We start from the raw sequence: 22,929 nt of genomic DNA on the forward strand, positions 1-22,929 counted from the left end.
ACCGCAAGCGAAACGCGGCCAGCAAAGCCAGCCAGGGCTGCGATAATTGAGGTCTCCGCCCTGTCAGGCTTTGCTCCCCTCAGCGCATTTGGTGACACTTCTGCTTTGCAGACCGGGTGACATTTCTACTTGGTTGCAACAATGCCACCGTCAGGCGTACACCCCCTTGAAGTACGACCCCTATTAGTAACCAACGGGATATCTAATGAGAATGTTGTGCCAAGGAAACTGTTTACACGCGGCTAAGCCTGACAAAACGCTGCAGGATCGAGGATTGGCACCATGCACGCGTCCCATCCGTGAGATAGCGCGCGTTCTGCGGCGGTCAAAACGACCATCCTCCGCGAGATCAGACGCAATTTTTGTGCCTGCGGTGCCCTACCGAAGAAATAGGTGGGCTGCTTCGGATCGGCTGCTCAGAGAACACAAATCGACGCCATCAATGGTGGATGCCCGCAAACGCGACATCCGGCAATGCACAGATAACGATATGAAGGTGATCTGCGATCGCCTCAACAACACTCCACGCAAGTGCCTTGGATGGAAAACGCCAGACGAGGTTGTTCGCGAAAGGATACTGGAGGAAATGCGATGATACCCCTACCCTGAGCTCGACAAAAGCCGCGGCGCAGGTATTGCTCCCCGGGTTTGCCAGAAACGAACCGATTTTAACCAGGCAGGAAATTGTGCACATTTGCGCCCGTTTGAGGGCGCTAGTCGATCTGTACTGCCAAAGCGGTCCCCCGGTTGGTAGCGAACAGACGATCCGTTGCAACGCCTTGTATGAAAATCACGTCACCGTCGGCGCGATTTTCAGTTTTGGTCTGCTATGCACAATCTTGGGCGGAGATGTGGGATGAGGTGTGGCCAGCCTGTCTTGGACACCTTCAATGAAGGCGAACCGCAATGTCGTGTAGAGTCTTGGTAATTTGGCTGGTGGCATACGGTTTGGGGAAGAACGCAGACCCCTCGGGGAGCGACGTTCTTTCGAGTTCAACGACGCCGGATGCAATAATAATCGCCACGGGTGGCCACCTGTTCCGAACATACGCCGCCAGCTTAAGGCCGTCCATTGTCCCCGGCATATCAATGTCGGTGAACAAGATACCGATATCGTCGTGAAGCTCCATCATGGCGATGGCCCTATCGGCCGACCCTGCCTCGTAAGTCTTGAAACCGGCGTCCATTATCATGTCTACGGCTTCCATGCGGATCAGGGGTTCATCCTCGACAATAAGGACTGCGGGTTTACTTTTATCTTCGCTAGCCATTTCTGACCTTTCTGTTTCTCTTCATATCGTCAAATCATTTTCAGTCGGTCAGACCTTTTGAAAGTGACTTGAGGACAAAACTCAAACCTTCCGTCTTATAAGAAAGTTCCGCCGAGCCGTTAAAATATCCCGCAAGTGCTTGTTCGATCATTCTGCTGCCGAACCCACGGCGGGAAGGTTGCTCGACTTTGGGCCCATTACTTTCGACCCAGTTAAATTCAAAGACCGCGTTTTCACCTTGATCAATGATATCCCAATAGATGTGAATTTTTCCTGCCTCGATGGACAAGGCCCCGTATTTGGCAGCGTTGGTTGCCAGTTCGTGCAAGGCCATGGTCAACGCCAGCGCCTGTTTGGAGCCAATAGGCAGATCCGGCCCTTCGAGCTTGAAATGCCCCTGCCCCGACCGATGCGGCACCAACGCGGCTTCGACCACTTCATCGATCTTTGTCTCGGTCCAGGTCGATTGAATAAGCCGGTCATGCGCCTGCGCCATCATACCGATCCGTGACTGAATGGAAGCCTGGGCGTCTTGCAGGCTGTCTGCCTGTCTCAGCGTCTGAGAAACGATTGCATGAACCATGGCCAGCGTGTTTTTCACCCTGTGGTTCATTTCCGCCAGCATCAGCTGACGCTGCTCTTCGGCGATCTTGATCTTGTGAATATCGGTGCAGCTACCATACCAGCGAATGATTTCACCTGTTGAGCTGCGAACGGGTTGGGCACGTCCCAGCACCCACCTGTAGTCGCCGCTTCGGTGTTTGAGGCGATATTCAATTTCGTACGGATCACCGGTCGCAAGGCTGTGGCGCCATTTGCTCCACGCGCGTTCCTGATCATCCGGATGAAACATGCCATTCCACGCTTCACCGTCGGTTGAACCGTCGGGCACGCCAGTGAATTCGTACCAGCGGCGGTTATAATAGTCGTGATATCCGTCAGGCAACGTAGACCAGATCATCTGGTCAACGGAGTCTGCAATGGCATGAAACTTTGCTTCGCTCTCGTACAGCTGTTGCTCACGAAATTCGAGCTTTACCATGCGTTCGCGTGCTTCGTACTGGCGCGTGCGTGCATTTAAAGCGGAGCGTATGGCCCGAACAAGTTCTTCGGCGTGCAATGGTCGCGAAAGCAGGACGGCATTTCGTAAAGCGTCCATGCGCAACTTGGCTGCGGCGGAACGGCTGCTGGCCGTGCCATTTGCCAATACGATAAAAGGCACATCGGACCAGGGAGGCTGCATCTGCAGACTATGCTGCAGGGCTTCGATTTCAGTACCAATCAAAGCCTCTTCGGCTACCAGCACTGCTCCGATCTGGTTCTGGACGTAATGCGTTAATTTTTCGATCGATGGTGCCACGACGCTCGCTATATTTTCCTTATCCAACAATTGGCGCGCGACTTCAGCGTCGCGTCCCCGGGGCGCGAGGATGGCGACTGACATTGTCAAATTTAGGGCAGATTTCTGTTTTTGTGGCAAAACAGCCTGTGGGTCATTCACTTTGATGAATCCCCTGCGCCAGTTCCCAACGGCATTAGTGTTTCGTTCGACGATGTGAGCACCGGGGTACCGGACAGTATTCCAGAAAAGCTGCGAATGGGGTCGCCGATCGAGACGCCGTTTTTGTTAATGGTGAACTCGCGCACAGTACGTTCGTGATCGGACGTCCGCGTTTTGATGACTGCTACGGATTTTCGAACCACACCGCCTACTTCAAAAAATCTAAGCATCATGACCGTGTCGGCCAGATAGCTTACGTCGATATCCGAGCGCAGTTCGCCTGTAATACCGTGCTGCCCGAGGATCATCAGAGACACCACCCCTTGCTGCGCAAGGTAGCTTAACAGTTCGTGCATTTGCAGGATGAGAAAATTATCGCTCGGCATCGCGTGCAGATAAGCATTGAGGCTGTCAATCACGATGACGCTCGCGCCGTCCTGTTCGACGGCTTGGCGAACCTCGCTCGCGAACTGACCGGGTGAAAGCTCGGCAGGGTCAATCTGGCGGATTTGTAACTGACCGCTGTCAATGTAAGGCTGGAGGTCCATGTCCAGAGCCTTCGAGCGCGTCAGCAGAGTTGCCAACCGCTCATCAAACAAGAAGTACGCAGCGGTCTCGCCCCGTTTGAGCGCCGCCAGCATACACAGGACCGCCGTGGTGGTTTTACCGACACCCGCGGGGCCGGAAAGAAGCGTATTTGTCCCCGGGAAAAGCCCGTCGCCAAGCAAGCCATCCAACCCGGCAAGCCCGGTCGTGACCGGTTCAGCTGAAAATTCGCGATGATGGTCCGATGCGATGAGCCGGGGATAGACGCGGACACCACCCTTTTCGATCGTAAAGTCGTGATAGCCGCCGCTGTATTTGACGCCGCGCAACTTAACCACCCGTAACCGACGCCGTTCGGATCCAAAGTCGTTGGCTTCTTGCTCGAGAGAGATCACCCCATGCGCAATCGAATGCAGCTGCATATCGCTGGGTTCGGCGGTGCGGTCATCGAGCATAAGCACGGTACATTTGCGCCGAGCGAAAAAATGCTTGAGCGCTAAAATCTGCCGCCGATATCTCAGGGAATTCTGCGCAAGCAATCTCAGCTCAGAGAGGCTGTCCAGAACCACGCAAGCCGGATTGATTTCTTCGACCAATTCAATAACGTGGCGAACAGTCTCGCCCAATTCGACTTCACTGGGGTGTAGTAATGATTGCTCGTGGTCGGAACCAAATTCGTACTCATCGACCATCTCGCATAAATCTATCCCCTCAAGCGACCAACCATGCGACCGGGAAGACGCGCGCAGTTCCTCTTCGGTTTCGGACAGGGTGATATAGAGGCCTCGCTTACCCTGCTCTCGGCCGTCCAACAGAAACTTGAGTGCCAGTGTGGTTTTGCCCGATCCCGGGGTCCCTTCGACGAGGTAGAGCCGGTTAGGAGTAAGCCCCCCGTGTAAAACTATATCCAGACCTGCTGTGCCGGTCTTGAGCCTCGTATCAATCTCGCTTCTACTGGTACCGTGCATATCACTGCTTTCCAAACTATTCGCCCGATGGGTACTACACATTAAATGACCGATTATTCGTACAGGCGAGTACATATCACAATTAAAATGGTCACTTCAATTCCTTGATATCGGTTCCGTCAACGCTAGGGCGATTACCTGGGCAGGGTTACATTTTCGGCGAACCGCGTAGAAAATACTTTTTAAAACCAACCCACTGCAGGGAAAGCTGCAGTCAATTCATGCTGTCGCAACAGACCCGTTTAAGGCGAAGTCGCAATCGCGTCCAAATCCCGTCTTGTGCGACTCTGCGGGTTTGGATTAGCCTCTTGAAATATGATCAAAAGAATTTTCCGGTTTAACGTGGCTTTAGCGAAACGGAACGGCGAATGATTGAAATCTCCGAGGTCAGCAAAGCCTATGGCGCGGGCAAAGCGCGGTTCATGGCTCTGAACAATGTCAGCGTATCCGTCGCCCAAAATGAATTTTTCACGCTTCTCGGTCCCTCTGGGTGTGGCAAGACAACCTTGCTGCGGGTGATTGCCGGATTTGTCGACCCGACCGAGGGGACGGTGACCATGGATGGCGACAATCTGTTGGCCCTGCCGCCGCACCGACGCCCGGTCAACACGGTGTTTCAGAACTATGCACTGTTTCCGCATCTGACAGTGCGTCAGAACATCGCCTTCGGGCTGGAAATGCTGGGCAAGCCGAAAACAGAAATCACCGACACAGTCAAAGAAATGATGGCGCTGGTCCAGATGGAAGGAATGGCTGACCGGCAGACGAGCCAGATTTCAGGAGGTCAGCAGCAGCGGGTCGCGCTTGCGCGTGCCTTGGCACCCAAACCAAAGGTGCTGTTGCTGGACGAACCGCTTTCGGCGCTTGATTTCAAACTGCGAAAGAGCATGCAGATAGAACTGAAGCGGCTGCAAACCGAAACCGGCATCACCTTTATCTTTGTCACCCACGATCAGGAAGAGGCCCTGACGATGTCTGACCGCATCGCGGTGATGCACGCAGGTTCGATCCGCCAGATCGGACCCCCGCGCGAAATATATGACCATCCGGCAGAACGTTTCGTGGCCGATTTTATCGGCGACACCAATTTTCTTCCGGTCAAGATCGTCACGGCCCAAGGGTCGGAAGCGCAGGTCGAGCTTGGCTCGGGCAACCGTGTCGCGGCAAGGCTCAACAACGCGCATAACGGTGGGGATGTCACTACACTTGCGGTACGCCCCGAACATGCCCGCGTTGTGCCGGAAGCAGACGGGTTAATGACGGGCCGGCTCTCCAATCTTGTCTATTTCGGCACCGATACGCATTACCATGTGGATCTGGACGATGGAATCCGGTTCGTCGTGCGGGTGCAAAACAATACGGACATGGCCCGCGTCGCGGCCCAAGGCGACCGCATCGGCGTCACGTTTCCAGCCGGTGTCGGTCAGGTTCTGAGGGACTGACCGATGAATAACCTGGCCCGCATCCGTGAACGTCGTGAGAACCGCAACCGCTGGCTCTTGTTGACACCGGCGCTGGTGATCTTGATCTTTGCGGCAAGCGGGCCATTGCTGATTACGCTGGTATATTCGTTTCTGACCGCCGGTGATTACGGTGGCGTAAAATGGGAATTTTCGACCGATGCGTGGTTCAACGTCTTTTTTCAACGAGACATCTTTGACGACACCCTGAGCTTTGCCGACGCACATTTGTCGATATTCTGGCGTTCCGTCAAACTGTCACTACTGACAACGCTGGGGGCCGTCGTCCTGGGCTTTCCCACAGCCTATTTCATTGCCACCCGGCCCAAGCATCACCGTGATTTCTGGATGCTGCTGATCATGATCCCGTTCTGGACCAACCTGCTGATCCGTACGTTCGCGGTGATGGAATTGATCCGCAACGAAGGCACCTTGAACACCTTCCTCATGACCATCGGTGTGATCGACGCGCCGTTACAGATCCTCTTTACCGAGACAGCGATCATCATTGGCATGCTCTATGTCTACCTGCCGCTGATGGTATTGCCGCTGTACGCCAGCATGGAACGGCTGGATTTCAGCCTGATCGAAGCGGGTTATGACCTTTATGCAAGTCGCGTATCGGTGTTGCGCCGCATCATCCTGCCCTTGGTCAAACCGGGGTTGATCGCGGGGTCGATCCTTGTGTTCGTGCCCTCGCTCGGTGCCTATGTCACGCCCCGTGTGATGGGCGGCGGCAAGCAGCTGATGCTGGGCAACCTGATCGAATTGCAGTTCGGTCAAGGGCGCAACTGGCCGCTTGGTGCTGCCTTGTCGATCACGCTGCTGGCGATCGTGATGGTGGCGTTGCTGTTCTACGTCCGCATTGCAGGCCGCGAAGGGGGGGGACATGGCTAGCGACACCGGGTTCGACGTCAAGCGGCAGTACGGCTTTTCCACCATCGCCGTGATCTGCTTTGTCTCGCTTTACCTGCCGGTGATCCTGCTGGTCGTCTACTCGTTTAACGCCGGAAGTTCCGTGGCGATCTGGGAAGGGTTTTCGTTGCAGTGGTATCGCAGTGCCTGGGCGAACGACCAGGTTCAAGACGCGACCATCCGTAGTTTGGTCATCGCGTTCTGGGCCGCGCTGATCAGTACAAGCGTCGCTGTACTCGCCGCATTGGCCACGACACGGGTGCGCCGTTTCCGGGGATACTCCGCCGTGTTCGCCGCGATCAATCAACCGCTGATGGTCCCCGAGATCGTGACCGCCGTGGCGCTGTTGATCTTCTTTGCTGGGATCAAGGTACAGACCGGCTATACCGGGCTTGGCTATCTGATATTAGCGCATTCAGCGTTCTGCATACCCTTTGCCTATTTGCCGATACGCGCCCGGTTGCAAGGCATGGACCTTACCTTGGAACAGGCCGCTGCCGATCTTTATGCTTCGTCCTTTCAGGTGTTTCGCCGCATCACATTGCCACAGCTTTGGCCGGGTATCCTGGCCGGCGCGATGCTGGCTTTCGTCATCAGTCTCGACGATGTGGTCATCACAGAGTTTGTCAAATCCGCGGGTCAGGATACGTTGCCCACCTATATGCTGGGCCAACTAAGGCGGGTGGTGACGCCCGAGGTGAATGCGATTTCGACCGTGTTGCTAGCCCTATCGGTGACCATGGTCATCGCGTTTTTCTTTGTCACCCGCATTCGCAAATAACCAAACCGCAACCAACGAAAACAGGGAGTACTGGAATGAAAAAGACATTTACCGCCGTGGTCGCCGCAACTTTCGTCGCTGCACCAGCCTTCGCCGAAGGCACGTTGAACATCTACAACTGGGGAAACTACACAAGCCCCGAGATGATCGAGAAATTCGAAAAAGAATACGACATCGACGTGACCATCACCGATTACGACAGCAACGATACAGCGTTGGCAAAGATCAAGGCGGGCGGACACGGTTACGACATCGTTGTGCCGTCAGGGACGTATATCCCGATCTTCGTCGGAGAGGGCCTGCTGATGGAGCTGGATCCGGCTGAGTTCAAGAACTTTGGCAACATTGACGCGCGATGGATGGACGTGGCCTTTGACCCCGGCCGGAAGTATTCGGTGCCATGGCAATGGGGCACCGTCGGCGTGACAGTGAATACGTCGGTGTATGGCGGGGATATCAACGACGCCGCTTTGGTCTTCGACCCGCCAGAGGAACTCAAGGGCAAGATCAACGTCGTACCCGAAATGAACGACGTGATGGGCATGGCAATTCACTACGTCGGTGGAAAAACCTGTACGGGCGACAAGGACGTTCTGAAAAAGGTCCGGGATGTGCTGGTGAACGCCAAAAAGAACTGGCTGTCGATGGATTACGGCAACATCGAGAAATACGCCAAGGGCGATCTTGCCGCCGGCGTTAACTGGAATGGGGCTTCGATGCGGGCGCGGTTACAGAACAAGGACATCGCCTTTGGCTATCCAAAAACCGGCTATCCGGTCTGGATGGATAATGCGGCCATCCTTGCGGATGCGGAGAACGTCGAAAATGCCAAGCTGTTTCTCGACTTTATCATGGTGCCCGAGAATGCTGCAATGCTGTCGAAATTTGCCCGATACGCAAACGGCATTTCGGGGTCCGAGGAATTCATGCCAGAAGACATGAAATCCGCGCCCGAGATCGTTGTCCCGGCCGAGGTGAAGGACGCCGCCTATATCGCGGAAACCTGCCCGCCAGAGGTTTCCAAGATCTATACGCAGATCTGGACAGAACTGCAAAAATGATCCCGTTGCGCGGTGCCTTCGGGTGCCGCGCCCGACCCCACCCCGATCTGACAGCCTCGTGCGCGACAACCGGCCGTCGCAGCACCTATTCACAGGTGAAAGCCTATGTCCTCATACCCCGAAATCATCATTCTGAATGGCACCCTGATAACCTTTGATGACGCCACGCCCGACGACGCGACCGCGCTGGCCATGGCGGAGGGTGTCATCACAGCAGTCGGACCGAACGCAGCGATGCGCGACCTCGCCGGACCCGACACGCATGTCATAGACGCCCAGGGTGGAACGGTAATGCCGGGGTTCATCGACAGTCATGTCCACCTGTTCGGCGGCTCTGTCGAACTGACTTGTCTGGATCTTTTTGGCATTCAAGGGGGCGATGCGCTGAAGGCCGCAATCGCGCCTTTCGCTGCGGCCAATCCCGATGACCGGATCGTCTTTGCGGTGCAGGCCGACTACGCGATCTTGGACGACACACGTACGCCGACCCGGCAGGACCTGGACCAAGCATGCCCTGACCGGCCCTTCGCGATGTTCGCCCCCGACCATCATACCATTTGGGCCAACACCGCTGCGCTAGAGCTCGCCGGTCTGTTGCACGGGGGCGAAACCGATGCCGGTAGCCAGATTGTCATGGGCGACGATGGGCGCGCCACCGGAGAGCTGCGCGAGCCCGGGGCCTATGCGGCGATCCTCAAGCTGACGCGCCACGGAGGGCGCGACATGGCCGGGCTGGTCACCGGGGCCGATCCGGTACCGGCACCGACCCGCGCAGAGCGCGAAAAGGATAAGGCGGCCATTGCCAGGGGCATGAAGCACTGTGCCGCGCAAGGCATTACCGGGCTGCATTGCATGGACGGCAACCGCTATCAGCTTGAGCTATTAAGCGAGATGGAGGCCGAGGGTACCTTGCTTTGCCGCACGGCAGTGCCCTTTCATCTCAAGAGCTATGACTCGCTTGATCGGCTGGAACAGGCGGATACGATGCGGCGCGATTTTAGCGGAGATATGGTGTGGTGCAATCATGTAAAGATGTTCATTGATGGCGTGGTTGAAGGTCGCACCGCGCACATGTTGGCACCGTATCCGGGCACTGACGACAACTATGGCGACCCGGTCTTTGAGGTGGATCATTTCAACGAGGCCTGCCGACGCATTGATGCGATGGGAATGCAGATCGCGGTACACGCCATCGGGGATGCTGGCATCCGCCATACGATCGATGGCTACGAAGCTGCGCGCAAGGCTAACGGGGCGCGCGACAGCCGGCACAGGATCGAACACCTTGAGGTGATGCACCCAGACGACATTCCGCGGCTTGCCGAACTTGATATCGTAGCCTCCATTCAACCCGGTCACGCGCCTTTTGGCGGGATCTTCCCCCCCGGCGGGGTCGGCAAGTACCTGCACGATTACCAGATCGAAGGAGCCTATCCGTGGCGCGAAATACGCGACAGCGGTGCCAAGGTCGTGTTCTCGACCGATTGGCCGGTGATCGGGGTAGAAGTGATGACAAATGTCAAAGCAGCCATCGCGCCGTTGGATCTTGGGCCGCAATGGCACGACCAAACCCAAACCCTGATGGAAACTCTTTCCAGCTATACCCGCGACAACGCATGGGTAGAGTTCAACGAAGACCGCAAGGGCAAGCTTGCCAAAGGGATGATGGCTGACGTGGTCATCATGAGCCACGACCTTGCCACGCTGCCACCGGCGCGGATTACCGACGCGTTTGCCAAGGTCACGATCTGCGGCGGGCGCGTGACGCACGAGGCAGGCTGATCGCCCGCAGAGCGCCAGATACGTCTGAGGCTTCATCCGGTCGGGCCCTCGGCGTCGGGTGCCAAAATCGGCACGTCGACTGTCAGATCGTCACCGTCATAGAACTTTAGCCGCAGCGGCAGGACTTTTCCCTCGATCAGAGGCGTTTCCAAATCCAGCAACATCACATGTATGCTGCCAGGTTCAAGCACGACGGTCTGGCCCGGTTCAACCCGCAATTCGGCTGTGGCGCTCATCCGGGTGGTCCCTTGCGGGTCGTTGACTGTCTTGTGCAAAGTCTCGATCGACGCCCTGTCGGCGCGCACGCCGATCAGGTCGATCCGGGATTGTCCCGTATTGCGCAGGGTGAAATAGACAGCCCCGGTTTTGCTATCGGGTGCCGTGGCGCGGGCCCACGCCGCTTCGACCGCTACGTCGCGATCCCCTGTCGTTTGCTGAGACACGGCCACCACCGGCCACAGCGCCACGTTCAGGATCACTATACCTAGTGCAAACCACCTTCTCATCTTGGTATCTCTTTCATTTCAATTTCTCGCGGGCCTCGCCGAAAGCCGCATGCGTCACGTGCTTACAATCTCCACCCGCCAGAGGTTCAAGAACAATTCCGCAGGCAGGAACAGACACAGCGAGTTTCCGCCTCCGCGAGCCGTTTCCAGCACGAAATGGCGTGAGGTCGCGAAGTCGTCGAGGCATTTACGAGGTAGCGAGAACTGAGAGCTCGGCATATGCCGCAAAACTACAGGATACGTTTGCGCAGATACATCGACACGATTTCGCCCAGAATGACAAACGCCAGAATCGTCAGCAGCACGGTCGACACTTCCGGCCAGTTGAACGTGTCGATCGCACCTTGAAGAATGATCCCAATCCCCCCTGCCCCCACCAGACCAAGCACCGCAGAGGCGCGCAGATTGCTGTCCAGTTGATAGATCGACAGACCGATCTGGCGCGCCAATATCTGCGGGGCTATCGCATAGATCAGTGTGCTGAGGTAGGGTGCTCCGGCGGCCCGCATCGCTTCGACCTGACCAAAGTCGATTTCTTCGATCCGTTCGGCCAGCAGCTTGGCGACAAAGCCGACAGAATAAACCGTCAGCGTCAATACACCGGCGAAAGGGCCAAAGCCTACAGCCTTCACAAAGATAATGGCGACAATAACAGGGTGAAAACTGCGCGCGATGATGATGACGGCACGGCCCATGTAATATACCGGCACCGGCGCGATGTTGCGTGCGGCACAAAACGCGATCGGGATCGACAGCCCCACCCCCGCGACAGTAGCCAGCAGCGCGATCTTGAGGCTTTCCATGAACCCGTCAATCAACAGATCGGCGCGGGCAAAGCTGGGGGGAAGGCACCGCCGAAAATCTTGGCCGCCCGGCCCATGCCAGCTGCGAGGCGGTCCCAGTCAATGGGCAGCGTCGCCATCGTAAAGACCACATAGGCCGATATCGCAACCCATAACCCACGCCGAAGTACCGAGTTGCGGATAAACGGCGGCTTGCGCCATGTGTCGGGGTAATCGGTCATGCCGCGGCCTCCTGTGCCCGACGATCGGCTGCAGGCACGCCTGCATAGATTTCCTCCATCGCGTCAGCGTTCAGCGCATCGGGAACATCGTCAAAGATGATCCGGCCATAACGCATTCCGACTATGCGGTCGGTGTATTGTCTGGCCTCGGTGACGTTGTGGATGTTGATGATGACCGGCAGTTCAAGTTCATTCGCAAAATCCCGCAGCAGGGTCATGATCTGTTCCGACGTCTTGGGGTCCAGCGAGGCGGTCGGTTCGTCAGCCAGCAGTATCTCGGGTTGCTGCATCAGCGCGCGCGCCACGCCGACGCGCTGGCGTTCGCCGCCCGACAGCTCGTCAGCACGTTTATTCGCATAATGTGCAATGCCCACACGCTCCATCAGCTCGTAAGCGCGGCGAATGTCGGCCTTGGGATAACGGCGCGTCAGAGCGGTCCATGTCGAAATATATCCAACCGCGCGGACTGGACGTTTTCCATGACCGTCAAACGGTCCACCAGATTAAAGCCCTGAAACACCATACCGATGCGACGACGGGCAAGGCGCAACTCAGACTTTTCAGTTGGGTCAGATCGGTACCATTCAGTGTAATCGACCCCCAAGGTGGGTTCGACAAGACGGTTGATGCAGCGTAACAGCTTACTTTTGCCAGCACCGGTCGACCCGATGATCGACACGATTTCTGGCCCCCGATTTCCAGATCAAGATTCTTGAGGACAGGATCACCCCCGTTGTACCGTTTTACCAGTTTTTCGATTTTCAGCATTTTGGCCTCTCGCGGGCTAAGGGACGGGTGCAAGGAACCACGGGCCAATTGCGAATACACGGCCCGCGATCTTATATCGCCTCAGTTGGTGGCCAGCCCTTGGGGGGGTGTATTCAACGCCGTTGTTGGATTGAATTTCCCGAATAGCCGCCCACTGATCCTTGTACGTGATCGGGATGAATTTGCTCACGCCCTGAAACTCGTCACCCAACTTCGTGCCCTCGAACTTGAAGCGGAAAAAGCTTGCTTGATCTTTTCGGCCAGCTTGGGTTCAAGGTCATGCGCGACGGTGAACGAGGTTGTCGGAAACGGATCACTTTCCCATATCATCCGCACGTCTGCGGGGTCGTATAGCCCGCGCTCTGCCATGCGTTCGACCACTTCGAAAGCGACGGGAGCGGCGTCATAATCGCCTGCGTCCACACCCAGCATGGATTGTCATGCGAACCGGAATACGTCACTTCATAATCGGTGTCAGGGGTGACGCCCATGCCGGGGAACAAGGCGCGCGGTGCCTGGTTGCCGGAATTCGGCGTAGGCGATGTAAGCGCGACGCGCTTGCCCTTGAGATCGGACATTTGCTTGATGTCGGAATCTTCTTGCGTGAACACTTGCAGCTTGTAGCCGAATTGCCCGTCGTCGCCCCCCATGATCGCGAAGGGAACTGCACCGGCCAGATTCACCGCGAAGGGTGTAGGACCAGTCGAGAAACCGGCGATGTGCAGACGGCCTGAACGCATGGCCTCGACCTCGGCCGAATTGGACTGAACGGCAAAGAACTGCACGTCGCGGCCTGTCACATCTTCGAGATGCGCGATAAACGGTGCCCAGATATCGGCATATACGGCCGGGTCCTCTACCGGTGTATAGGAAAACACCAAAGTTGACGGATCGTTCAGCTTGGCCGGATCGGTGGGCGCATCTGCGACCAGATCGCCGTTGGCGTCGCAATAGATGACATCAAGTGCGCCGCGTTCGGCACAATCGTCTTGGGCAAACGCAGCGGTGCCGCTCAGGACCAGCGCAAGGGCAGTGCCCCACAGGGATTTCGTGATATGCATTTTGTTCCTCCCATAAATACATCTGCCGAACAGCAGACCAAAACCAGCCCCTCCGCTGGTCTTTGATGGTCTCGGCGTGGGCAGATGCTAGTCGTCTATGCCCTGAACACGCTACTGTTCATCTGACTAACAGAGTTACCAAATGCCGCTGCAATGTTAACAGTGTTACAGGTCGGGGGCGTTTGGCCCCTTTTTCGTCGTGCTGACGTCCTGGATGCTTGGCGAGCGTGTTATTGTCATGACATAGATTTGATATGATCCGCACCAAACCACAGCCCGTGATCGCCATCATTGACGACGATGCGCAGGTCCGCCAGACCCTTTCGTCCCTGCTTGAGCAAAGCGGATATCGTGCGGTTCCCTGTGCCGACAGTGCAGAGTTTCATGCGCTTGGCGACCCGCCGGCCATTGATCTTGCCCTTATTGATCTGCGTCTGCGCGGAGAAAGCGGGCTGATGCTGGCGATTCACATCCGAGAGAAATATAACCTGCCCATCGTTATGTTGACGGGCATAGGCGATGAGATCGACAAGATCATTGGACTGGAGACAGGCGCTGATGATTATCTGATCAAACCGTTCAACCCGCGCGAACTCGTGGCCCGTATCCGCGCGGTGATGCGTCGTTATGGTCACTGGACAACGACATCCGCCCCCACCGGCAGTGAAATCGGATTTGGCAGCAAACGGGTGGATTTGCAAAAGCGCGAGTTGCAGGATGCAGACGGTAACGAAATCCCGCTGACCAACGCCGAGTACCGATTGCTGGAGTATTTTGTGCGCAACCCCGGCCGGGTCATCCCGCGCCCCGAATTGCTTGATGAATTGGGCAGTGACACAGAGCGTTACCTGGACCGCACCATCGACGTGCTGATTTTGCGCCTGCGCCGCAAGATAGAACCGATCCCGTCAAAGCCAGTGCATCTGCAAACCCGCAGATCGCAGGGCTATATCTTTGTGCTGACCGGGCCCGGCGCTTGATGGCCCGGAGCCTCTCTGGGTTGAGCATCCGCACGCGATTGTTTTGTGCGATCGGTCTGCTGTCAGTTGTGGCCATGGCTATCGGTGTCATCGCGTTCACGACACTGTCGCGTGCCGACCGGCAGATTGAGCTGCTTCACAGCGTGTCGCTGGCCGAAGTATCGCGCGCGCTGGAACTGTCGCAGAACGTTGCCACCTTGTTAAAATCCGCGCCATTTTTGCTGTCCCTGAACCCGCCGTTTGGCATAACCTCCGAAACTGACGAGATTTACGCAGCGATCGCACGGCTTGAGAGTTTTTCGCAGGATGATGCCGAACTGGGGCGATCGGTGGCGCGTATGCGTGCAGCCGTAGATGATCTGGTAAGCATCATTCCGCAGCAAAACCGCATCAGCCGCAAAATAGATGATATAGACGCAGCACTCGAACTTTTATCGCGTCGGTACCGGCAATGGACCTCGACGCGCACCGCCACGTCCTATCAGTGGCAGGCATGGTCAGCGCTCCAGCAGCTTGCCATGGAGGCAGTGGGGACCGCGCGCACCACCACACTGATCTCGATCGGGGAATTCCGGCAACGCTATCGAAAAATCCGGGCGGATATACTGGCCGTCGCGACGCCCCAGATTGCCGACAATGTGCACGAAATCGATCGCACCATCACCCGTGACGATACACTGTTCAATCTGGTGTACCGCAAGCTGGCTATGTCGCTGGATGCCGAAAACGCGCTGTTCCGCGTCCGTACAGAGGCCGAACGCATAAATCAACTTGCCGCACGGAGCGTCACCGCTGCACGTCAGCGATTGCAGGTCTCGCAGGTCGAAACCCGGGGGCGGCTGGCGGTGGCGCAATGGGTGATGCTGGCGCTGATGGCGGTCAGTCTGGTTGTGGCCGTAGCGACCGCGCTGTTTGTATCGCGCTATGTGGTCATGAACCTGCACCGCATCGCGCAAGCGATGAGACGGCTGGCTGCGGGAGATCGGGCCACGCGACTGGAACGCCGGCTCGAAAGCGACGACGAAATCGGCCAGCTGTTTTCAGCTTTTCGCATTTTTCGCGCCAACGCTCTGCGACTGGACCGTAATTCACGGCTGATCCGGCGACAGAACACATTGTTTTCAAGGGTGTTTGAAAATATCACCGACGGTGTAGTAATCACCGCCGCGTCAGGCCGGATCCTGGCGCGCAATCCGCGCACCCACGATCTTTTGCGCCTGCCCTATGGTGCCGAAACACCCGAGACTGTCGAGCACCTTCTGGCACGATCGTCCTTTGTTCTGCGAAACACCGCCGTGACCGTGGCGGGCTATAGCGAATACGAAAGCGCTGCGGGTCATGTCATTGAACTGCGACGCTCGCCTTTTCCCGACGGGGGCGCGGTTTGGTTGTTCTCAGAGGTGACGGAACGGCGGCTTGTCGATGCGCGGCTGGCCGAAATTCAACGGGTCGAAACGCTGGGCAAGGTCACCGGTGAAGTCGCTCATGACTTTGGCAACATACTTTCCACGATATCGGGGAACCTACACCTGCTGGAAAGTGCAGAGCCGGATTCCGCCAAAAAGTTGCGCACGCGGATCGAAGACGCCGTGGATCTGGGAGTGACCCTGACCGAACGGCTGCTTGCCTTTGCGCGCAAGCAACACCTTGAACCGCAGCGGACCGATATCGTCGATCTGCTGAACGCCATGCACGACCTGTTGGAGATCGCCTTGCCCGATACTGCGGCATTGACCGTGGTCACCCCACAGGATGCGATCTGGGCGATGATCGACCCTGGTCAGCTGGAAAGCGCTATTCTAAACCTTTGCATCAACGCGGGGCAGGCAATTAACCGCACCGGCCATATCACCATTTCCGTCTCTGAAGCTGCCGATGGGCAAATTGCGCTGGTCGTGTCAGATGACGGTGAGGGGATGACGGCCGAAGCTCTGCGGTTTGCAACCGAGCCGTTCTTTACAGCGCGTCGGGGGGGTGGCGGTACGGGGTTGGGACTATCCATGGTCGATGGGTTTGTGCACCAATCCGGTGGGAGCCTTAGCATAACCTCTACTCCAGGCGCTGGTACCACCGTGACCCTGCTGTTCCCTCCTATCGAACAGCCAGCGAGCGTTCCGGCTACCCGCCATGCCGGCGAGGCCTTGGTGATAGACGATGACCCAAAGGCGTTGGCCGCCGTCGCTGGCGTATTGACCGCCTTCGGCTTCACGGTGACGACCGTTGCGGACTATGCCGGTGGGCGCGCCCGTCTTGTCGGGCAACCGTCGCCCGACCTGGTGGTCAGTGATTTGAAATTGGACGCACAACACAGCGGCTGGGATCTTATCCGTCTTGCGCTGGACGGCGGGCCGAAAACGCGGGCGATCGCGATGTCCACGCATTTGCCAGCCACCGAACGTATCAATCCCGGGGACACGGGACGTTTTGCGCAGCTGGAAAAACCCATCAGCATCCCAGAGCTGGCGCAGGTATTGAGAAGGTTTTCGTTTCGGGTCGCGGAACCGATTTCAGACGGGGCCGAGGCTTGATTGGCGCCCTGCCCCATTGGCCTTTCATGCCGCAACCCGATTGTACCCGCCTCGCCCGGGAAACGTTTGAACCGTGCCAAAGTCGGATCATCATTGTCGATCTGCCAGCGATTGAGCCGAAACCTAGCAACAGTGTCTGGATAATCCTGCGATTCGCATTCCTATCTAGTGACAAATGGATGTGGATGTTCCAGTTGACGTCGCAATGTCGTGTGATAGAGCGACAAACTTATGATAAAGTCAATTTTATCAGTGTGTTATGGTTTAATGTTCGGGCTGCGCATTAGGTGTTGGATATTTGCGCAAGCGTGCAGAACACAAAAAATTGTTGCTTGGGGATAACTTGCGTGCCATGAGTTCAATTATCGCAAGCTGACGCAAATCACGCGGTTTAGCGACGAAACAAAGACGGCCCACCAAGAGGTCGCAAGAGCAGAATGAATTCGGGCATGAAAACTACAGAATCTAATTCCATTGCCGCATCAATTGCGTCGAACGCTGCCCGCCTGTCGGAAGCGCTTAACAATCATATGCGCAATAGCTTCCAGCCCGACAGTAGAAAAGCGCTGCGCAAGTTTCATCCTGCTGAAGTATCGGAGCTTACCGGAATCAGCATGTCCAATCTCAGGACGCGTCATCAAGAAGGGGATTTCCCGGATGTCGAAACCGATTCCCGAGGCCGCCGTCTTTATACTGCGCAAGAGATCGACCAGATACGCCACGTGATGGCGAAAACAGGCCGAAACGGAGATACCTATCTTCCCGGACGTCGAGAAAACGACGCGCTTCAGGTTATTTCCATCGTCAATTTCAAAGGCGGGTCTAGCAAAACCACCAGCGCGATCCACCTGGCCCAACGCTATGCCTTGCGTGGCTATCGGGTCCTTGCCATCGATATGGACCCGCAGGCCAGCCTGACCACGATGTTCGGATACCGCCCTGAAATCGAATTTGCCCAAAGCGGCACGATTTACGATGCGCTTAAATATGAAGACCCGGTTCCGTTGAGCCAGGTCATCAGAAAGACCTATTTTCACAATCTTGACCTTGCTCCCGCGGGGCTGCTGTTGTCGGAGTACGAGACCGAAACCGCCTATGCGCTTCAGCACAAGATTGACCCGCCCTTTACACAGCGCCTTGCTATCGCACTGGACGAGATCGAAGCGAGCTATGATTTGGTAATCATTGATTGCCCGCCTCAGCTTGGGTTCACAACAATGACGGCATTGCTGGCATCTACCGGTCTGCTGATCACGGTGGTTCCAAGCATGTTGGATGTCGCCTCAATGGCGCAATTCCTCGAAATGGCAGGAGAAACTGTCCAGACGCTTGAAGATGCCGCTGGTCCTATCGACTGGAATTTCCTCAAGTTCCTGATTGCCCGTTATGAACCGACAGACGTCCCCCAGTCCCAAATGGCGGGTTTCCTACGGTCCATTCTACTTGACCAAGTTTTGACCACTCCGATGCTCAAGTCCACGGCTATTTCGGATGCTGGGATGACACAGCAAACCATATATGAACTCGACCCGTCGCAAGTCGTGAAGAAAACGCTGGGACGAATCCTAGAGAGCGTGAACGGCGTCGCCGACGAGTTTGAGAAGACAATCCAACATGCATGGGGAAGGGAAACTGACTGATGGCCCGTAGAAATCTGTTCCAGCCCCCTCCCCTGCCCGGCGCCGACACCACAGTCGCGGAACCAATAGAGCAAAAGTCGCGGTTCCCTAATACCGGCGCGATGAGCGGGGTGAAATCCACCTTGAAGGATGTTGCCAGCAATGCAGTAAGGGAAATCTCTGTTGATGTCATCGAAGAGAAGGGCCCCAAGGATCGGCTCACTTTTTCAGATGCCGATGTAACGGCGCTGGCTGAAAGCATTAAAGCCCATGGCCAACAAGTGCCGATTATGGTGCGCCCGATCGCGGATAAACCCGGTCATTACAAGATTGTCTATGGGCGCCGCAGATTGCGGGCCTTGCGGTCGCTTGGCATTCCCGCAAAGGCGCTTGTCCGGTCGCTCTCTGACCAAGAGGCAATTCTTGCCCAGGGACAAGAGAACACCCAGCGATTGGACCCCAGCTTTATCGAGAAAGCCTTGTTCGCGGCCGAGCTTGCCGCGAGCGGCTATGAACAGTCGATCATTCTGGATGCTCTGGCCGTCGACAAACCGATGCTATCGCGGATGACCAAAGTCGCGCGGTCGATTCCCCAATCCGTGATTGAACAAATCGGTTCCGCTCACGGTATTGGGCGGCGGCGTTGGGAAGATCTTGCCGACCAATCACGCAGCGGCGACATCAATCTTGAACAGATCGCGGCTGCCCTCAAGCTTGATGGTGCCAAAAGCTCTGACGACCGATTTGGGATGATCAGCGATGCGGTGACACGCGCGCAAGCGCCAAGGGCCACAGACAAGCCAGCGCGGGCCCCTGCCCTCATGATCAAACTTGAGGATGGAACAGCCTTGGCCGAGATAAAGGAAACTCCTCGAGCTTTGACACTTAAGCTGTCCAAGTCGGATACCCCGGAATTTGCTCAGTGGATGCATGATAACGCAGAAGCCGAGCTTACGCGCCTCTATGAGGCGTGGCGGTCGGAGCAAAAGCCCGACTGAACACCAACCGAGCAGCAACACAAAAAAAGGAGCACGACCAACAACCCAAAAAAGAAAGAGCCCCCCAAGGTATTCCCCGGAGAGCCCAATCTGTTCTTTGCACTTTCAGATTTATCAGTTTCTCCGCGCTAGTCAACAACAACCGATTCGGTTGCTGGATATTTGCGGCCTTTTTTCTGGTATTCAGAGGTATCGGTGCCTTTCCCATCAGGTTGTCGTGAATAAAACATGGCATTTACCCAAGCAACTGCACCCACTGGGTTGCGGACCAATAGAGAATTGTCCGCGGACAATTCCATTCCTGAGCGACATATCGTTGTGGCAACGATTCGAACGGCGGCACCACGGCTTGGCTTGACCGCGTCGGTAATCTCCACCCTGGAGGCGATGCTTTCTTGTCTTGCTCCCGAACGCAATCACCACACGGTGTTTGCATCCAACGTCACCCTGTCGTTTCGGCGTAACGGTATTTCAGACAGAACGATCCGGCGGCACGCAGCTACCTTGCAAGAGGTCGGCCTATTGGTCAGACATGACAGTCCCAACCGAAAGCGTTTCACCAGGCACAGCGGCGACGGAGGCAAAGCTCTTCGGTTTGGTTTTGACCTTTCACCAGTGTTCGACCGACTTCACGAGATTGCAGCGCTGGCAGCAGAAGTGATGCGAGAGAAAGAGCAGATCGGATACCTACGGACGAAAATCCGTGCAGTCGCTAATGCCCGTCTCTTGGATAACCCAGATGACGGCACCGCCTTTACCGTCCTGCGCACACTTCGTCGCAAACTGACGGTGCAAGACTGTGAACAGATTCTGGCCGAGCTTGAAGTGTGCACCGTGCAGGCAGAGGCCATCGGCGACCAAGGATCTGTCGAACCGACAACTATGACCGACACAGACGGCCATTTTGTCCGACACCATCATAAGTCAACTATAGAACATATTGATAAAGAGAAGCGTCCGCAAAAAAACGAAACGACAGTTCCTGTAGCCGATGCACCAATCACCATCGCCGAACTGCTAACTACTTGCCCACAAGCCGCCGTTCTTTCACTGAAAAGGATCGAGACCCCCCATGACGTAATTGCCCATGCCAGAACCCTTGCCCCAATGATGGGTATAAGCCTCAACAGTTACGATGCCGCGCATCAACGTCTTGGGCCCATAAGAGCTGCGGCGACGGTCTGGGCGATCATGCAGTTCCACGAAAAGATCAAAGCAGTGGGTGCTTATTTTCGTGCAATCACGACCGGATCAAAAAGTGCAGAGTTCAGCCCTGAAAAGCTGATCCGGCGACTTGCAGCAGCCCAACGTCAAGCCGCCTGAGCCACGAATTGTCCGCGGACAATTTCCAAGCCGGTACGCATCAGGCTGCCGTGATAAACCACCTTTGGACGAGTTGCGATGTGTGCCGTCAGCCAGTCAGAGGCAATTTACGCGGCCCAAGCACGAAACGTACTAGCAAAGACCGAAGGGCAGGGGGGCCGAAAGCATTTCAGCACCGATTTGCAGAGAATCCATGTGTTATTCCTTTATTTTCAAATGCTTAGATTGAATATTTGGTGGTAACGTGAAACTACCAAATTTCTGCGGCCATCTGAGTCGTTATCGGACTGCAGCGCCGGCTCGCGTCGTTATTCATACCTTGGCGTCGAGCCGTATTGACGTCCGAATCATCGCCATAGAAATTCGCCTGTCGCTCTAGAGACGGACGGCGACACAAAACGGCAATCGGTCAGATCTGGAAGTTACGCTCCTACATCAGAAGGTGGCCGATTTTGACACATGACCGCCCTATATCCACTGCGACACGCTGTAGACAAAGCGCGCCGTCCAACAGGTAAGCATCTGTCACCGACAGCGAATTTTAAAAAATTGCTATGATTGTTGTACAAGTTCCTGCATATTGCGGAATATTATGCCCGCTTAATTTACGATTTCGACCGTTGATCTGCCCTTCGGTCTCCCCCCTTGTTCCGAGTTTTATGGCTGCATTGATTCCTTTGGGATAACGAAATGCTCGCGTATTCGCTGCTGAAACGGATTTTGGGAAGGGACAGTGCTCGCACTGATTCGACTCGATTCCATTCGCAGGGAATTATACGTGATTCGTCCCACGACAGCCTCAACAGGCTCGAATCATTCCGAGTTGAAGCCCTGGAACCTAGGATACTGTTGTCCGCCGATCCGGTGCTGGGAGAGATGGCGCGGGTCGCGGATAAGGCCGGATGGGACGACCCACTTGCGAATGTCGCGGCAATCGTAGAAGTCATTGATGCGGTCGCCACCCAAGACGCGAAAGCCGCTGATATCGAGGTCGCGATCGCCGTCGAACCCGAGTGACCTGAGACCTGTTTCCCCTCCGGTTTGAGGTAGAGTCCGTTCCAATAAAGGAGACGGACGGAATGAAAGGTCACGGTTCAGCAAAGAGCGGATCATCGCGATCCTGAAGCCGCAGGAGAGTGTCGGGGCGACGGCAGAGGTTTCCCGGGAGCACGGGATCAGCTCGGCTACGTTTTACAGATAGAAGGCGAAATTCGGCGGCCGGCGACAACGCCAAGATTACCCTGAATGAAACCGGTATCTTCCAGGGCGTTTCGGACGCTGACCCGACAGGTCAGCAATACGGCATCGTCAGCTTTAACTTTGGTAAAGATCATGGTCACGACGACACCATCGTTGATGGTGCGGCGGGCGCAGGTGTCTCGGCGTCCGACAAGCCTGCACCGCGCTCTGGCGGCTGGATCGAACTGGACGATGACCAGCGCGTCTTTGGCGACGACGAGGCCGAATTCGTACGCGATGACAGCGGTGCGATCCTGCCGGGCGTGACCCTAAGCTGGATCGTGCGTGACGACAAAGGCCGGGTACGTGACGCAAAAGGCGATAGCCATAGCGATATCCGCTATCCAAACACGCCAGACCAACGTTTGTTCGAAGGGTATCTATACGCCGAGCACGAAGACACACTGGTTCTGACGCTGCGCGGTCTGGATCGGTTCTATGAGAGCTTCGATATCTATGTTTACCTAGACGGCGACGATGGCAAGACCAGCCGCCGCTACGGTACGGTGCGTCAGGTGACCATCGGGTCCGAAAGTTATTTCGTCAGCGATCCGTACGGCGTGAACTTTGGCGGCGAGTACATCCGCGTTTCATCGCA

General features: G+C 56.2%; 17 protein-coding genes and 4 pseudogenes. 13 read left to right on the forward strand and 8 right to left on the reverse strand.

Annotation, left to right across the window (positions count from 1 at the left end; translation table 11 throughout):
* Nucleotides 1-410: 410 nt before the first annotated feature.
* Nucleotides 411-595 (forward strand): annotated as a pseudogene (locus AC13DE_RS04970) (IS30 family transposase); the annotation flags it as partial.
* Nucleotides 596-887: 292 nt separating this feature from the next.
* Here AC13DE_RS04970 and AC13DE_RS04975 read toward each other — a convergent pair.
* Genes AC13DE_RS04975 through AC13DE_RS04985 form a run of 3 tightly spaced genes read right to left on the reverse strand, consistent with a single transcriptional unit; the run spans nt 888 to nt 4,301 of the window.
* Nucleotides 888-1,271 carry a response regulator gene (locus tag AC13DE_RS04975; protein WP_483047230.1) on the reverse strand — a complete coding sequence of 128 codons (384 nt, stop codon included), beginning with the start codon at nt 1,269-1,271 and terminating at the stop codon, nt 888-890.
* 40 nt (nt 1,272-1,311) lie between these two features.
* Nucleotides 1,312-2,715, reverse strand: a complete 1,404-nt coding sequence (locus AC13DE_RS04980) for a sensor histidine kinase (protein ID WP_483047231.1) — start codon at nt 2,713-2,715, stop codon at nt 1,312-1,314.
* Nucleotides 2,716-2,768: 53 nt separating this feature from the next.
* Nucleotides 2,769-4,301 (reverse strand): ATPase domain-containing protein, encoded by a 1,533-nt coding sequence (locus tag AC13DE_RS04985; protein ID WP_483047232.1) that lies wholly within the window; start codon nt 4,299-4,301, stop codon nt 2,769-2,771.
* A gap of 353 nt (nt 4,302-4,654) precedes the next feature.
* On the opposite strand from AC13DE_RS04985, the gene AC13DE_RS04990 reads away from it, so the two are divergent.
* The 5 genes from AC13DE_RS04990 to AC13DE_RS05010 all read left to right on the forward strand — a co-directional run bounded on the left by AC13DE_RS04990 (nt 4,655) and on the right by AC13DE_RS05010 (nt 10,285).
* Complete coding sequence (locus tag AC13DE_RS04990; RefSeq protein WP_483047233.1) at nt 4,655-5,728, forward strand: ABC transporter ATP-binding protein; 1,074 nt, start codon at nt 4,655-4,657, stop codon at nt 5,726-5,728.
* Nucleotides 5,729-5,731: 3 nt separating this feature from the next.
* On the forward strand, nt 5,732-6,643 hold the full coding sequence (locus tag AC13DE_RS04995; protein ID WP_483047234.1) for an ABC transporter permease: 912 nt from the start codon (nt 5,732-5,734) through the stop codon (nt 6,641-6,643).
* On the forward strand, nt 6,636-7,442 hold the full coding sequence (locus AC13DE_RS05000; RefSeq protein WP_446296782.1) for an ABC transporter permease: 807 nt from the start codon (nt 6,636-6,638) through the stop codon (nt 7,440-7,442). Before AC13DE_RS04995 ends, AC13DE_RS05000 begins: the two co-directional genes overlap by 8 nt.
* A 35-nt stretch (nt 7,443-7,477) precedes the next feature.
* The gene (locus tag AC13DE_RS05005; RefSeq protein ID WP_446296781.1) at nt 7,478-8,503 is read left to right on the forward strand and encodes an ABC transporter substrate-binding protein; all 1,026 of its coding nucleotides are present in this window, start codon (nt 7,478-7,480) and stop codon (nt 8,501-8,503) included.
* 105 nt (nt 8,504-8,608) lie between these two features.
* A complete protein-coding gene (locus AC13DE_RS05010) occupies nt 8,609-10,285 on the forward strand; it encodes an amidohydrolase (protein ID WP_483047235.1) in 1,677 nt (558 codons plus the stop codon).
* Nucleotides 10,286-10,317: 32 nt separating this feature from the next.
* On the opposite strand, the gene AC13DE_RS05015 is transcribed toward AC13DE_RS05010, so the two are convergent.
* From AC13DE_RS05015 to phnD, 5 genes and pseudogenes are all read right to left on the reverse strand, one after another.
* Complete coding sequence (locus AC13DE_RS05015; RefSeq protein WP_446296779.1) at nt 10,318-10,791, reverse strand: copper chaperone PCu(A)C; 474 nt, start codon at nt 10,789-10,791, stop codon at nt 10,318-10,320.
* A 230-nt stretch (nt 10,792-11,021) separates the two neighbouring features.
* A pseudogene (gene phnE / locus AC13DE_RS05020) lies at nt 11,022-11,815 on the reverse strand (phosphonate ABC transporter, permease protein PhnE).
* Nucleotides 11,812-12,189 carry an ATP-binding cassette domain-containing protein gene (locus tag AC13DE_RS05025; RefSeq protein WP_483047236.1) on the reverse strand — a complete coding sequence of 126 codons (378 nt, stop codon included), beginning with the start codon at nt 12,187-12,189 and terminating at the stop codon, nt 11,812-11,814. Before AC13DE_RS05025 ends, phnE begins: the two are co-directional and overlap by 4 nt.
* Before the next feature lie 53 nt (nt 12,190-12,242).
* Nucleotides 12,243-12,494, reverse strand: coding sequence for an ATP-binding cassette domain-containing protein (locus AC13DE_RS05030; protein WP_483047237.1), 252 nt, complete (start codon nt 12,492-12,494; stop codon nt 12,243-12,245).
* Nucleotides 12,495-12,686: 192 nt separating this feature from the next.
* Nucleotides 12,687-13,644 (reverse strand): annotated as a pseudogene (gene phnD / locus AC13DE_RS05035) (phosphate/phosphite/phosphonate ABC transporter substrate-binding protein); the annotation flags it as partial.
* A 254-nt stretch (nt 13,645-13,898) separates the two neighbouring features.
* Here phnD and AC13DE_RS05040 point away from each other — a divergent pair.
* The 7 genes and pseudogenes from AC13DE_RS05040 to AC13DE_RS05070 form a co-directional block, all read left to right on the forward strand.
* The gene (locus AC13DE_RS05040; protein ID WP_446296023.1) at nt 13,899-14,624 is read left to right on the forward strand and encodes a response regulator; all 726 of its coding nucleotides are present in this window, start codon (nt 13,899-13,901) and stop codon (nt 14,622-14,624) included.
* On the forward strand, nt 14,624-17,152 hold the full coding sequence (locus AC13DE_RS05045) for an ATP-binding protein (protein ID WP_483047238.1): 2,529 nt from the start codon (nt 14,624-14,626) through the stop codon (nt 17,150-17,152). Before AC13DE_RS05040 ends, AC13DE_RS05045 begins: the two co-directional genes overlap by 1 nt.
* 449 nt (nt 17,153-17,601) lie before the next feature.
* Nucleotides 17,602-18,792 carry a plasmid partitioning protein RepA gene (gene repA, locus AC13DE_RS05050; protein ID WP_446297742.1) on the forward strand — a complete coding sequence of 397 codons (1,191 nt, stop codon included), beginning with the start codon at nt 17,602-17,604 and terminating at the stop codon, nt 18,790-18,792.
* Nucleotides 18,792-19,769 (forward strand): plasmid partitioning protein RepB, encoded by a 978-nt coding sequence (gene repB, locus AC13DE_RS05055; protein WP_483047239.1) that lies wholly within the window; start codon nt 18,792-18,794, stop codon nt 19,767-19,769. The genes repA and repB overlap by 1 nt, the downstream gene beginning before the upstream one ends.
* Nucleotides 19,770-19,997: 228 nt before the next feature.
* Nucleotides 19,998-21,092, forward strand: coding sequence for a plasmid replication protein RepC (gene repC, locus AC13DE_RS05060; protein WP_483047240.1), 1,095 nt, complete (start codon nt 19,998-20,000; stop codon nt 21,090-21,092).
* A gap of 690 nt (nt 21,093-21,782) precedes the next feature.
* The gene (locus tag AC13DE_RS05065) at nt 21,783-22,109 is read left to right on the forward strand and encodes an LEPR-XLL domain-containing protein (protein ID WP_483047241.1); all 327 of its coding nucleotides are present in this window, start codon (nt 21,783-21,785) and stop codon (nt 22,107-22,109) included.
* Between the two features lie 91 nt (nt 22,110-22,200).
* Nucleotides 22,201-22,290, forward strand: a pseudogene (locus AC13DE_RS05070) (hypothetical protein); the annotation flags it as partial.
* Nucleotides 22,291-22,929 lie beyond the last annotated feature (639 nt).

Source organism: Sulfitobacter sp. L-8, from assembly GCF_056859255.1.

Coding starts and splice junctions, on each gene's coding strand:
- AC13DE_RS04975 (WP_483047230.1), bottom strand. CDS start 1,271: ATGGCTAGCGAAGATAAAAGTAAACCCGCAGTCCTTATTGTCGAGGAT.
- AC13DE_RS04980 (WP_483047231.1), bottom strand. CDS start 2,715: ATGTCAGTCGCCATCCTCGCGCCCCGGGGACGCGACGCTGAAGTCGCG.
- AC13DE_RS04990 (WP_483047233.1), top strand. CDS start 4,655: ATGATTGAAATCTCCGAGGTCAGCAAAGCCTATGGCGCGGGCAAAGCG.
- AC13DE_RS04995 (WP_483047234.1), top strand. CDS start 5,732: ATGAATAACCTGGCCCGCATCCGTGAACGTCGTGAGAACCGCAACCGC.
- AC13DE_RS05000 (WP_446296782.1), top strand. CDS start 6,636: ATGGCTAGCGACACCGGGTTCGACGTCAAGCGGCAGTACGGCTTTTCC.
- AC13DE_RS05005 (WP_446296781.1), top strand. CDS start 7,478: ATGAAAAAGACATTTACCGCCGTGGTCGCCGCAACTTTCGTCGCTGCA.
- AC13DE_RS05010 (WP_483047235.1), top strand. CDS start 8,609: ATGTCCTCATACCCCGAAATCATCATTCTGAATGGCACCCTGATAACC.
- AC13DE_RS05015 (WP_446296779.1), bottom strand. CDS start 10,791: ATGAGAAGGTGGTTTGCACTAGGTATAGTGATCCTGAACGTGGCGCTG.
- AC13DE_RS05040 (WP_446296023.1), top strand. CDS start 13,899: ATGATCCGCACCAAACCACAGCCCGTGATCGCCATCATTGACGACGAT.
- AC13DE_RS05045 (WP_483047238.1), top strand. CDS start 14,624: ATGGCCCGGAGCCTCTCTGGGTTGAGCATCCGCACGCGATTGTTTTGT.
- repA (WP_446297742.1), top strand. CDS start 17,602: ATGAAAACTACAGAATCTAATTCCATTGCCGCATCAATTGCGTCGAAC.
- repB (WP_483047239.1), top strand. CDS start 18,792: ATGGCCCGTAGAAATCTGTTCCAGCCCCCTCCCCTGCCCGGCGCCGAC.
- repC (WP_483047240.1), top strand. CDS start 19,998: ATGGCATTTACCCAAGCAACTGCACCCACTGGGTTGCGGACCAATAGA.
- AC13DE_RS05065 (WP_483047241.1), top strand. CDS start 21,783: ATGCTCGCGTATTCGCTGCTGAAACGGATTTTGGGAAGGGACAGTGCT.